The 13,284-nt window shown below is 33.9% G+C and carries 11 protein-coding genes; 2 read left to right on the top strand and 9 right to left on the bottom strand.

The window, feature by feature from the left end; genetic code table 11:
• Positions 1 to 8: 8 nt before the first annotated feature.
• From RB619_RS03040 to RB619_RS03025, 4 genes are all read right to left on the bottom strand, one after another.
• Positions 9 to 326, bottom strand: coding sequence for a DNA-directed RNA polymerase subunit omega (locus tag RB619_RS03040; RefSeq protein WP_007807938.1), 318 nt, complete (start codon positions 324 to 326; stop codon positions 9 to 11).
• Between the two features lie 3 nt (positions 327 to 329).
• Positions 330 to 1,130, bottom strand: a complete 801-nt coding sequence (locus RB619_RS03035) for an outer membrane protein assembly factor BamD (RefSeq protein WP_308094032.1) — start codon at positions 1,128 to 1,130, stop codon at positions 330 to 332.
• A 132-nt stretch (positions 1,131 to 1,262) separates the two neighbouring features.
• On the bottom strand, positions 1,263 to 2,150 hold the full coding sequence (gene dapA / locus RB619_RS03030) for a 4-hydroxy-tetrahydrodipicolinate synthase (RefSeq protein ID WP_308094029.1): 888 nt from the start codon (positions 2,148 to 2,150) through the stop codon (positions 1,263 to 1,265).
• Between the two features lie 14 nt (positions 2,151 to 2,164).
• Complete coding sequence (locus RB619_RS03025; RefSeq protein WP_308094027.1) at positions 2,165 to 2,677, bottom strand: hypothetical protein; 513 nt, start codon at positions 2,675 to 2,677, stop codon at positions 2,165 to 2,167.
• A gap of 47 nt (positions 2,678 to 2,724) precedes the next feature.
• Between RB619_RS03025 and RB619_RS03020 the strand changes: the two genes are divergently transcribed.
• Both RB619_RS03020 and RB619_RS03015 read left to right on the top strand, forming a co-directional pair.
• Complete coding sequence (locus tag RB619_RS03020) at positions 2,725 to 3,504, top strand: 5'-nucleotidase (protein ID WP_308094025.1); 780 nt, start codon at positions 2,725 to 2,727, stop codon at positions 3,502 to 3,504.
• Between the two features lie 45 nt (positions 3,505 to 3,549).
• Positions 3,550 to 4,461 carry a metallophosphatase gene (locus RB619_RS03015; RefSeq protein ID WP_308094023.1) on the top strand — a complete coding sequence of 304 codons (912 nt, stop codon included), beginning with the start codon at positions 3,550 to 3,552 and terminating at the stop codon, positions 4,459 to 4,461.
• Here RB619_RS03015 and RB619_RS03010 read toward each other — a convergent pair.
• The 5 genes from RB619_RS03010 to RB619_RS02990 form a co-directional block, all read right to left on the bottom strand.
• Positions 4,447 to 5,142: a lysoplasmalogenase family protein gene (locus tag RB619_RS03010; RefSeq protein ID WP_308094021.1), complete on the bottom strand. Its 696-nt coding sequence runs from the start codon at positions 5,140 to 5,142 to the stop codon at positions 4,447 to 4,449. The two genes, RB619_RS03015 and RB619_RS03010, sit on opposite strands and share 15 nt — an antisense overlap.
• Positions 5,129 to 7,135 (bottom strand): NAD-dependent DNA ligase LigA, encoded by a 2,007-nt coding sequence (ligA, locus tag RB619_RS03005; protein ID WP_308094018.1) that lies wholly within the window; start codon positions 7,133 to 7,135, stop codon positions 5,129 to 5,131. The genes RB619_RS03010 and ligA overlap by 14 nt, the downstream gene beginning before the upstream one ends.
• 246 nt (positions 7,136 to 7,381) lie before the next feature.
• Entirely contained in the window at positions 7,382 to 9,319 is a 1,938-nt protein-coding gene (locus RB619_RS03000; RefSeq protein ID WP_308094016.1) for an OmpA family protein, read from the bottom strand.
• 11 nt (positions 9,320 to 9,330) lie between these two features.
• Positions 9,331 to 10,266 carry a type IX secretion system membrane protein PorP/SprF gene (locus RB619_RS02995; RefSeq protein WP_308094014.1) on the bottom strand — a complete coding sequence of 312 codons (936 nt, stop codon included), beginning with the start codon at positions 10,264 to 10,266 and terminating at the stop codon, positions 9,331 to 9,333.
• Positions 10,267 to 10,313: 47 nt separating this feature from the next.
• Positions 10,314 to 13,284, bottom strand: a 2,971-nt coding sequence (locus RB619_RS02990; RefSeq protein WP_308094012.1) for a gliding motility-associated C-terminal domain-containing protein, incomplete at its 5' end; no start/stop codon positions are given.

The following is a 13,284-nucleotide window of genomic DNA, read 5'->3' as shown; positions in this document are numbered from 1 at the left end:
ATACTATATTATTTGTTTGAACCTCTGTGGTAAGTTTTACCGTCTAACCATTCTTGAACAGCTAAAGCGTGTGGTTTTGGTAATTTTTCGTAAAATTTAGAAACTTCAATTTGTTCTTTATTTTCAAAAACTTCTTCAAGACTATCATTATAAGTAGCAAACTCTTCTAATTTCTCAGTCAATTCTTTTTTAATTTCAGAATTGATTTGATTTGCTCTCTTAGCCATAATGGTAATAGCTTCATACACATTTCCTGTTGGCTCTTCAATAACTGTTTTGTTGTATGTTATTGTGTTTACAGGAGCATTCGTCTTTTTTAAATCCATGACTTAGTTTGTTTTAGTATATTTTTGTAAATCTGTCTCAACACGGGCATTCATTTCGTCTGCCTCTTTTTTGTATTTTGTATCGCTTTTAAACTTAATTAAGTTAGCATAAGATACTTTTGCTACATTTAAACGTTCTTCCATTTTTTGAGGAATACTGTTTATCGCTAATTTATATGCCGAATCATATTTGTAAAACAGCGCATCTTCTTTTAACGATGTTCCAGGAAAATCAGCAATAAAATTATCAAATGCAACTAAAGCTGATTTATAATCTGAAATTGTATTATAACCTTTAGCATTTTCGTATGCTTTTTTCTCCAATTTTCCATTTAAAACCTTTACAGCATCATTAGCCTGAGTTATGTATTCAGAATTAGGATAATTATCAATAAATGCTTGTAATTTCTCCAAAGCTTTTACTGTATCTGCCTGATCTAAACTATAAACAGGAGCTAATTTTGAATAGCTGTATGCGCCTAAAAATGCTGCTTCCTGTACTTTTTCACTTCGTGGATAACCCGAAACAAAACTTTCAAATTGATAACCAGCTAAATAATACTGATGTGTTTTATAGTAAGATTGTGAAAACATATAAAAAAGCTTTTCAGCTTGAGGCTTACCTCTATATGATGGTGCTAACTGCTCAAAAAGACGAATCGCTTTTGAATATTTGCCTGCATCATACATTTTTGTTGCCATTTCAAATTTTGCTGCAACATCTTCATTTTTTAATACCTTTTGGTAATCACTACAAGAACAAAAAAGGACAACAACAATTAATAGAGATACTATTTTTTTCATTTTCTTACTTTTATTATGATTTCTTAGACAATTATGCCAAAGCAAAATCACACCGAAGTTCCGGTGGCAAATTTAGTTATTAATTTAGCTACTACAAAATATTTTTTTTTGTATAATAAAATCGCGTCAGTCTTACTCTACTTTGATACTGCTTTTTACAAAATCATTTAATCTTGAAGCCAAAGATTCATCAACAGATACTAGTGGTAAACGCACGGTATTGTCAGCAATTCCAAGGGCTTGAAAAACTTGTTTTATTCCTGCAGGGTTTCCTTGTTCAAAAATCATATCGATACAATCTGCCAAGAAATATTGTGTTTTAAATGCTTCATTTACTTTTCTGTTCAAACCTAAACGAATCATTTCTGAGAATTCTTTCGGATAACCTTGTCCAATAACCGAGATAACTCCTGCTCCACCTGCCAAAACAATTGGCAATGCAATCATATCGTCTCCAGAAATTACAAGAAAATCTTTTGGTGCATTTTTAATTAATTGTAAAGCTTGAGCCATATCGCCAGCAGCTTCTTTTATTGCTACAACATTTTCAAAATCATTAGCCAAACGAATTACTGTTGAAGGAAGCATGTTGCTTGAAGTTCTTCCTGGAACATTATATAAAATCACTGGAATTGGCGAAGCTTCAGCAATTGCTTTAAAGTGCTGATAAATTCCTTCTTGAGTTGGTTTATTATAATAAGGAGAAACGGAAAGAATAGCATCAAAAGCTGAAAAATCTCTAGTTTTTAATTCTTTTACAATCTCCATTGTATTATTTCCTCCCACTCCAAGAACTAGAGGCAATCTTCCTTTATTTACGTCGATTACTGTATTGATAACCAACTCTTTTTCGTCTTGAGTCAAGGTAGCGTTTTCTGCTGTTGTTCCCATAACTACAAGATATTCAACTCCTCCGTCAATCGAAAAATTAACGATACGTTGCAAAGCTTCGATATCAACTGAGAAGTCTTTTTTAAATGGAGTTACAAGCGCAACACCAGTTCCTATTAATGATTGCATATTTTGATTATAATTTATTTTATACTTTTTAAATACCTAAATAATTCGGAAACAAATACTTTATAGTTTTCCATTTCCGTATCGATCATCCATCGGTTTAAATTTTTATCTACTGATGAAAATCCTACTTTAAACTTCGCTTTTGATTTGCTTGTCAACATCATCAAAATTGCTTTTTCGCTGTTGTAATAACTAATCAAAAGATCAAATTCTGTTTCAGTAAAATCATTTAGAAAATCTGCTGTAACCTCTCCCTTCCAATTAATGTCTTTTTTACCAAAAGTAGGTCTTGAATACGTTTTTTTCTTCTTTAATTTACTTCTGAAAGCAACAACTTTTATGTTCTCAGCATCGATTCCATACAGTTCAAGCTCTTTTACCAATTCTTTAGAATGGCGAAAATTGCTCTCATCTATCAATAAACCAATTGTTTGTACGTTACTAGTAAAGACTTCGTTTTTGACATTATTCAGATTATTTTTTAATGATTTTTTTACAAATAATTCCTTTATATAATTTAAAAACATAGTATTTTTACCAGATTACAAAATTAATTATTTAAGTCGCATTTAAAATGGTAAAACTAAAAAAGTATAACGGATTTTTAAAACTTTTTGTTATATTCTTAACACTTTTTTTTATTTATTCCTGTAGTCCGAAAAACTACAATTTAACTAAGATAGAAGGAAAACAAATTCCGATAACTGAAAAAGGGGCAGAAACTCCTGAAATCGAAAGTTTTATAAAGCCTTATCGCGACCATATCAATAAGGATTTAGACAGTGTTTTAGCCTATTGTCCTGAAACTCTTGATAAAAGTGTTGGAAAATGGCAAACAACAATTGGCTGTCTAATGGCGGACGTTTGTGTGCAAAGAGGAAATTTAGTTTTCAAAAAGCGCGAAAACAAAACTATTGATTTATGTCTTTTAAATCATGGAGGTATCCGTGCTATTCTACCAAAAGGAAATGTAACTACTAGAACTGCTTTTGAAATTATGCCTTTTGAAAACAATCTAGTTGTTCTAGGTTTAAAAGGAGAGCAAATTCAAGAAATAACTGCTTATATTATTAAGGAGAAAAAACCTCAACCACTGTCAGGAATGACATTTACAATTGCAAAAGACAAAACAGCTAAAAATATAATGGTTCAAGGAAAACCTCTTGATCTAAATAAAATTTATTACGTTGCCACTAACGATTACCTTGCTAATCGAGGAGACAACATGAACTTCTTTGGTAAAAGCGTTGAGAAATATGATCTAAATTACAAACTTCGAGATGTATTAATTGATTATTTCAAAGAAGTAGACACTATTCCGGTTCCAAAAGACATCAGAATTACAGAAGAATAACATTAAAACTAAAATTACCCGCGTTTACGCAAAAAAATATATCCCATGAAAAGAAGAGAATTTATCGAAAAAACTGCTGCCAGTACTGCCCTATTAAGTTTAGGTTTGTCGTTGAGCAGTTTTGAAACTAACGATATTAAGCACTTGACTATTTTGCATACCAATGATGTTCACAGCCATATTGATCCTTTTCCTGCTGATGATCCTCGCAATGCAAATAAAGGTGGCGTATCTCGACGTGCAGCACTTATTGAAACTATCCGTCAGGAAAATCCAAATGTACTTTTATTAGATGCAGGGGATATTTTTCAGGGAACTCCTTATTTCAATTATTACGGAGGAGAATTGGAATTTAAATTGATGAGCATGATGAAATATGACGCTTCAACAATTGGAAATCATGATTTTGACAATGGTTTAGATGGTTTATATGCACAATTACCTCATGCAAAATTTGATTTTATCAACTCTAATTATGACTTTAAAAACACAGTCATGAATGGACATGTAAAGCCTTATAAAATTTTCAACAAAAACGGAATTAAAGTAGGTGTTTTTGGTGTAGGAATTGAGCTTGATGGTTTAGTAGACAAAAAAATGTACAAGGAAACTGTATATAATAATCCTGTAGAAATTGCTCAGGATATGACTCAACTATTAAAGAAAGAGGAAAAATGTGATTTGGTTATCTGCTTGTCGCATCTTGGCTACAATTATAAAGATGAACCAACAAAAATCAGTGATTTAAAATTTGCTGAACAAACACAAGATATTGATTTGATTATTGGCGGACATACGCACACTTTTCTTGACAAACCAACTATTGTAAAAAATAAAGTTGGTGAAAATGTTTTAGTTAATCAAGTTGGTTGTTATGGAATCAATTTAGGACGTATTGACTTTTATTTTGACAAAAATAAAAACCATACAAACCAAGGAAAATCAATTATTGTATAACATTTTCTTTTGCATTTTTGTTTTTTCAAGAAAGTATTCTACCATAAAATAGTAGGCTAAAATTTGTGTTACATCACGAATTAAAACCAAAACTACTGAATATGAAAAGTAATTATTGAAAATGTAAAAAATATCCGAGAAGATATAACTTACAGCCATTAACGACATTAAAAGAGCCAAATGAGTTCCTTTTGTAATATAACTTACAAATGAATAATAACTCATGACACTCAATACTATTCCATAAAAAGTATAGAGCAAATTAAACTTTTTCATGTTATCAAACTGAAGGCTTAACACTGAAACGAGCAAGTAGACAATAAATATGACCACGATAGAAACTGGAAGAACATCTTTTCTTCTTAATTTAATTTTTTCGTGGTCTATTACAAAAAGCTTTATAATCAATAAGTAAACAACTAAAAAGCTCAGCACGCCACCTATCTCTGAAATTTCGACGTCCATCAAGTCAAAAACCTGGCCCACGAAGCAAAAGAAAAAAATAAAACCTTCTGTTTTTCCAATTTTAAAATCACTGCTGATAATAAAATAAAAGAAAATTGCTGGCAATACAACGGCTTTTGCATAAATAGCCAAAATATCTTGTTTTGTGCTATCTAAAATAATTGTAAACAATAATGCTACAAAGAATAAAATCAAAGACGGTTTATTCGCTTTCATTTAATTTAATTATAAAATCTTCCTCCGACAATATAGGAATATTTAATTTATTAGCCTTTTCTAATTTCGCTGGCCCCATATTATCACCTGCGACAACAAAATCAGTTTTTGCAGAAATTGAACTTCCTACCTTTCCACCATTATCTTCGATTGTTTTCTTTAATTCATCTCGCGAAAACTGAGTAAAAACTCCTGAAACGACAAATGTTTTTCCGATGAATTTTTCTGTAGCGTTGGGGTTAATTTTTTCAACTATTTCAAATTGAACACCGTAATTTTTTAAGCGTTCAATTATTATTTTATTTTCTTCATTTTCAAAAAACTCAATCACACTTTTTGCAATTCGTTCTCCAATTTCATCAACTAAAATCAAATCCATTAATGAAGCTTGACTTAAAGCATCTATATTTTTATAATGTTTGGCTAATTTTTTAGCAACAGTCTCGCCTACAAAACGAATTCCGAGTGCAAACAAAACACTTTCAAAAGGAATTTCTTTAGATTTTTCCACTCCGTTTACTAAGTTCTCTGCCGATTTTTGCGCCATTCTTTCCAAGTGCAAAATATCTTCCACCTTCAGTTCATATAAATCGGCGTAATTGTGTACTAAATTATTTTTGAAAAGCAACGCAACAGTTTCGCCTCCAAGCCCTTCAATATCCATTGCTTTTCTTGAAATATAATGCTGTACACGGCCAATGATCTGCGGAGGACAGCCATAGAAATTTGGACAATAATGATTTGCTTCGCCTTCATTTCTTACTAACTCTGTCTGACATTCTGGGCAATGCGTGATATATTCTGTTTTTTCTGAATTTTCTGGTCGTTTAGTTAAATCGACTTCAATAATTTTCGGAATAATTTCTCCTCCTTTTTCAACAAAAACAGTGTCGTTTATTCTGATATCTAGCTTTTCAATTTGGTCTGCATTGTGCAAAGAAGCTCTTTTTACGATAGTTCCTGCCAATTGCACAGGCTCAAGATTTGCAACCGGAGTTATTGCTCCTGTGCGCCCAACTTGATAAGATATTGATTTTAACTTGGTTGAAACTTGCTCTGATTTAAATTTATATGCAATTGCCCAGCGTGGTGATTTTGCTGTATAGCCTAATTCTTCCTGATGCTGAATGCTATTAACTTTTATCACAACACCATCCGTTTCATAAGGCAAATTATGACGATGCGTGTCCCAATAATCAATAAAATCAAAGACTTCATTCATACTGCCAACCAATTTTGCTTCTTTAGGAACCTTAAATCCCCATTTTCTGGCTGCTTCTAGTCCTTCATATTGAGTAGAGAATGGTAAATTATTTCCAGTTACAAAATACAATAAACATTCTAACGGACGTTTAGCAACTTCAGTACTGTCTTGCAATTTTAAACTTCCTGAAGCTGTATTTCTAGGATTTGAATAGGGAGTTTCGCCTATTTCGATCAATTCCTGATTCATTTTTTCGAAACCCGCAAATGGCAAAATAATTTCCCCGCGAATATCAAATGTTTCGGGATAATTTCCTTTTAACTGAAGCGGAACTGACTTAATTGTTTTAATATTATTCGTAACCTCATCACCTTGAAAACCGTCTCCGCGTGTTAAAGCTTGAACCAGTTTTCCGTTTTCGTAAGTAATACTTATTGATGCGCCGTCATATTTTAGTTCACACGTATATTCTAATTTTACGTTTCCTAAAACCTTCTGAATTCTGTTTTCCCAATCCAATAAATCTTCTTTAGAATAGGAATTATCCAAAGAATACATACGATAGCGATGTGCAATTGTTTTAAAATTTTTAGTAATTGCTCCTCCTACACGTTGCGATGGTGAATATTCATCAAAAAATTCGGGGTGTTTGTTTTCTAAATCCTGAAGTTCTTTTAATTTAATATCAAAATCATAATCTGAAATTGTCGCATTATCAAGCACATAATAATTGTAATTGTGCTGGTTAAGTTCGTCTCTTAAAGTTTGAATTGTTTCTTGAATGCTCATATGATATTAAAATAATGCCTATAAATTTAGAATAACTGAAAGATCAAAATTAGAATTATTTTCGCTGAAAAACATCAAAAAGCAAAAGTTTTAAAAAATCAAAAATCAGGCGACAACGAATTGCAGCCTGATTTTCTTCTTGTCCACTATTCTTTAAAAAAGAATTAAACAAAACCAACTTCCAAATGGTTTCTACGTTTTATATTTTTACACTGATAATCAAATAATTAGCGCGCAAATATAAAACTATTTTTGGATAATGATAAAGTCAGAACGTCTATTTAACAAATGTTCTTCTTCGGTACATTTCACACCATTTTTACATTTGTTAATCAATCGGCTTTCGCCATAACCTATTGCACTTTCAATGCGAGAGGCGTCAATCCCTTGAGAAATAATATAATCACGAGTTGATTTAGCTCTGTTGTCTGAAAGCTTTAGGTTATAGGAATCCTTTCCGCGAGAGTCTGTATGCGACTCAATTTTAATTTTGATTTTTGGAAATTTTTGCATGATAAAGACTACTTTTATCAGCTCTTCAACTGCCAATGGCGTAATATCATACTTGTCGTAATCAAAGTAGATTGGTTTTACATCTACTTTTTCAACGCCTTTATTTTTAACTACCAAATCATCATAATTACTCAATTCAAAATTGACGTCTTTAATTTCGCCTCCATTTTCCTTTGTAGTTTCAACGGTTTTTTCGTCGCTGGCATAATTTGGTTTTGCAGCAATCATTTTGACAATTTTTCCGCAAGGCACTTCAATTGCATATTTACCTTCAAAATTTGTTTTTGTTTCAGCAAGAACTTCGGAATATGAATTATAAGCCATAATAGAAACATCTGTAAGAGGCAATCTTGTCTTTTTATCTATTGCCATACCCGAAATACTCTGATTGCAAACCGGTTTTCCTTTAACAAAAGAATAAATATCATCGTCACCTTTTCCGCCAGCTCTGTTTGATGAAACATAACCATAAGTATCTGCATTGTCAATTATAAAAGAAAAATCATCTTTATTGCTGTTAATTGGCGGACCTAAATTTATTGGTGCCGAAAAAGTTCCGTCAGCTAAAAGGTTACTTTCATAGACATCTAAATCTCCATAACCATAATGTCCATCAGAAGAAAAATAAAGTTTTCCGTTTCGGAAGAATGGAAAAACCTCATTTCCAAGCGTATTGATTTTTGGGCCAAGATTTACCGGAGAACTCATTGTACCATCGGCAGCAATTTTCACATAATATAAATCAGTTTCACCTGCTCCGCCCGGCATATCTGATGCAAAGAAAAGCCATTTTCCATCTTCGCTTAAAGCAGGATGCCCAACAGAATAATCTTTATTATCAAAGAAAACCTGCTGTGGATTTTCTAACTTATTATTTACAATATCGCCTTTAACAATCTGAAAATTATTGGTTTTACTTTCATCAATAACCAATTTGTTCTTTTTGACAATGTTTGTAGAATAATAAATTGTTTTTCCGCTGGCATCAAAAGATGCAGTTGCTTCGTGATATTTAGTCATTACATTTGGCAGAAACAGTTTTTCGTTAAACAAACTTCCATCAGCAGGATTTCTTTCTGCCAAATAAAGATTTAAGAAAGGCTGATTGTTCCATGTATATAACTTTTCACTAAACTTTGTGGTGTCTCTGGCAGAAGTAAATACGATTCGGTCTTGAAAATAAGTTGCTCCAAAATCAGATTTACTGGTATTAATGTCCAGATTTTTGACCACGTAAAGTGATTTTGCTTTAGACAAACTATCCATTTGCTTCTTTTGAGCAAGATATCGGTTGACTTCTTTTTGATCACCTTTTTTAGTCAAGTATTCTTTTGTCATTTTATCTGCATCATCATAATCCATTACGCCTTTTAGCGTCTGAATGTAACGCAGATAATAAATATCAGTCAAATTATTGCCTTGCGCTTCGTACAATTTTTTATACCATTTTAAGGCATTTCTTTCATCAGAAATAAAATAATACGAGTCGGCAGCATTCTTTAAAGTTTGTGCCGAAGGATTTTTACTGTTCTGCAAAATTTCTTCGTATGCCTTTGAAGCATCTGCGTAAGCATAATTTCTAAACAAGGCATCGGCCTTTTTTAAATTAGTCTTTTGAGCAAAACTAAACGTAATGCTCAAGACTAAACTTAGGATATAGATTTTTTTCATAGGTTTTTGATTTAGAAGAATCGAGGAGATTTGATTTTACTTTCGCCTTTATTGAACTGATAACGCAAGATAATTTCATGCGATCCGTCGTTGTATTTATTCAGATCACTAACGGTGTAATCGAAAGCGTATCCGACATAAAAACTTTTAGAAATTTGGAAACCAGCCAAGATGCTTACAGAATCATCCGTTCTGTAAGATCCACCGATCACAAATTTTTCAGCAATCATAAAATTCGCCGAGATATCAGCAGTAAGAGGAGCTCCGCTTACTGCTTTGACTAAAAATGCAGGTTTGAATTTTAAATTTGGATTCAAATCAAAAACATAACCTCCCATGAAATAATAGTGCAAACGATCGTAGTCAATAGATTCCTGAACATCATCGTAATATGTGTTCTGGATAAAACTTGGAACTGATGCTCCTACGTACCATTTATCAGTATAATAATAGATTCCCGCTCCAACTGCCAGTTTTGCTTGATTATCGATATTTTGATTTAGCAAAACATCATTTGGATCATAGTATCTCCCTTTTGACCAATCTACGTTTAACATTCTCATACCTGCTTTTAAACCAAAAGCCAATCTTTTTTCATATCCTAACGGAATTGAATAAGAAAAGTTTCCGTCAAGATAAAGTTCGTTTGATGGGCCAATTTTGTCGTTAACGACGCTAAGTCCCAAACCAACTTTCTCATTTCGAAGTGGTGCATGAATAGAAAAAGACTGAGTTTCTGGAGCTCCATCAATTCCAATCCATTGAGAACGGTACAAAAGTGTTGCTTCTAAAGTACCGGTAGACCCAGCATAAGCTGGATTTACCGCCATAGTATTATACATATACTGCGTGTACTCAGGGTCTTGCTGTGCACTGGCACAGAATGTAATAAAAGAACATATTAAGAGAAAATATGTTTTCTTCAGTGATTTTATATATAGTTTCATAACGATACTTATTTAGTTTAATTAATTAGATGATTAACATCGTCTGCTTATCTCATTATAGATAACCATCCTTTTTTAACCGTTCCGTCTCCAATGTCTATCACATAAAAATAAGTACCTGTTGGCAGCATATCTCCTCTACTAATAACTCCTGATACATTGGCAGTTCCGTTCCAATCATTTTCATAATGCTGTTTGCTGTAAACTAATGCACCATATCTGTTGTAAACTTTCAACTCATTGTTTGGATAAGATTCGATACAGTCAATTCTGAATAAGTCATTCGCTCCATCATTATTTGGCGTAAACTCATTATAAACTGTCAAACAAATTGGGTCAACAGAAACTGAAGCCGTGTTGTTTGCTGCAGAAACATCTAAAGGAGTTGAAATTTCAATAGTTGCAACAGATAGATAGTCGCTTCCATGAACAACTTCGGCAACAATTGTAAGCACTACGCTCTGACCTGCATTTAGCGTTGGGATTGTCCAAAGCTGTGTTGTTGGGTCAAATGTTCCTTGAGTTGTGCTTGAACTGATCAATTCATAGCCGTTAGGCAATAAGTCGCTTACAAGTGTATTTATAAAGTTTCCTTGTCCAACATTATTTACTGTTACTGTAAATGTTATCTGCTCACCAAAATTTGGAGTTGGATTACTTACTGTATTTGTAATTGTTAAATCTGAACAAGTTGCTACCGTTACATTCAATGTTTTGGTTGTTGTTTCATCGCAAGTGTTGATGTAGGTAACTTTTACTTGACCAGAACCAATATCAGACCATGAAATGGTTACATTTCCGTCAGCAGTTCCTCCGCCAGAGATAATTGTTCCGTTGGTAACTGACCACACATAATTTGATTTGCCATTTGCAATTGAATAAGTCACACCTTGGAAAACACATGGAGTATCATCGCTTGATGTTATTGGAACCAAAGCATCGTTTTCAAATGCAATTGTTACTCCTAGTCTCGTTGCGCTTTCACATCCATTTGTGGTATTATTAAGCGCTGCCGCATAATAAGTTCCAGCCACCAGTTGCGTGTTTGCAGCTAAAGGTGTTCCTCCTGTTGCAGTAGAATACCAAACTACATTTGGCTCATTAACCAAGATATTCGCAATTGTTGGCAATTTTGATAAACAGAATGTTTGGTTTGTTCGTGGTGTAGTAACTACTCCCGGAGTATTTACATTTACCACAACTGCCAAACGAACTGGATTCTCACATCCTATTGCACTCGAAACAGCGCCGTAGTACGTTCCTGTAACTAATGCTGTTGTTGCTGGAATAGCTGTTCCTCCAGTTGCTGTGCTGTACCAAACCACATTTGCTTGATTTACTTGAATATTTGCAACTGTAGGTGAATTCAGCGTACAGAAGTTTTGCGTCGCATTATTTGTAGTTGGCGTCGGACTTGGACTAGTTACCGTAACCGTTACTTGCAAACGAGTTGAACTTTCACAGCCTGTCGCAGCATCTATAATATTTCCGTAGTAAATTCCTGTAGTCAATGCAGTTGTTGATGGAATTGCAGTTCCGCCTGTTGCAGCATTGTACCAAACCACATTTACTTCATTTACTTGAATACTTGCAATAGTTGGTGCCGCAGTAGAGCAGAAATTCTGTGAAGCATTATTTGTAGTTGGATTTATTGTATTTCCTACTGTTACATTAACTAGTAATCTTACACTGCTTTCACAACCTGTAACTGGATCTTTTATAGCTCCATAATAAACACCTGTCGTTAAAGCTGTAGTTGCTGAAATTGCCGTTCCGCCTGTTGCAACATTGTACCAAACAACATTTGCTTCATTTACTTGGATACTTGCCACTGTTGGCGCATTTCCAGAACAGAAAACTTGAGCATTATTAGTCGTTGTTGGTGTCGCTGGATCCGTTACTGAAACTGCAACTTGTAAACGCGTTGCGCTTTCACAATTTGTTGCTGGATCTTTTATTGCTCCAAAATAAGTACCGCTTGTTAAGGCTGTTGTTGATGCAATTGCTGTTCCTCCAGTTGAAGCTGTGTACCAAACTACATTTGCTTCATTCACCTGTATACTTGCAAAAGTTGGTGCATTTACTAAACAGAAATCTTGCGTATTGTCTGTTGTTGTAGGTGTCCCTGGATCAGATACATTAATTACGATTTCTAATCTTGTTGCACTTTCACAGTTTGTTGCTGGATCAAAAATCGCTGCAAAATAACTGCCGCTTGTCAACGCTGTTGTTGAAGCAATCGCTGTTCCGCCTGTTTGCGCATTGTACCAAACAATGTTTCCAACTACTGGAGCATTTATTTGAATATTAGAAACTGTCGGCGCATCAACTAAACAGAAATCTTGTGTATTGTCTGCTGTAGACGGAGTTCCCGGATCAGATACCGTAACCGTAACCAACAAACGAACTGAACTTTCACAATTTGTTACTGGATCTTTTATTGCTGCATAATAATCACCGCTCGCTAAAGCTGTTGTTGAAGCAATTGCTGTTCCGCCTGTTGAAGTGCTGTACCAAACCACATTTGCTTCATTTACTTGGATGCTAGCAATCGTTGGTGCGGTAATCAAACAGAAATCTTGCGTATTATCCGTAGTTGTTGGTGTTCCTGGATCAGAAACAGTAACTGCAACTTCTAATCTTGAAGCGCTTTCGCAGTTTGTTGCTGGATCAAAAATTGATGCAAAATAACTGCCGTTTGCTAATGCTGTTGTTGAAGCTATTGCTGTTCCACCTGTTGAAGCTGTGTACCAAACTATATTTCCAGCTGCTGGTGCATTTACTTGAATATTGGCAACTGTTGGCGCATCAACTAAACAGAAATCTTGCGTATTGTCTGTTGTTGTAGGTGTCCCTGGATCAGATACATTAATTATGATTTCTAATCTTGTTGCACTTTCACAGTTTGTTGCTGGATCAAAAATCGCTGCAAAATAACTGCCGCTTGTCAACGCTGTGGTTGTTGCAATCGCTGTTCCGCCTGTTTGCGCGTTGTACCAAACAATGTTTCCAACTGCT

The organism is Flavobacterium sp. LHD-80, assembly GCF_030929605.1.
Taxonomy (GTDB): Bacteria; Bacteroidota; Bacteroidia; order Flavobacteriales; family Flavobacteriaceae; genus Flavobacterium.
This window is presented reverse-complemented; position numbering and strand designations above follow the sequence as displayed.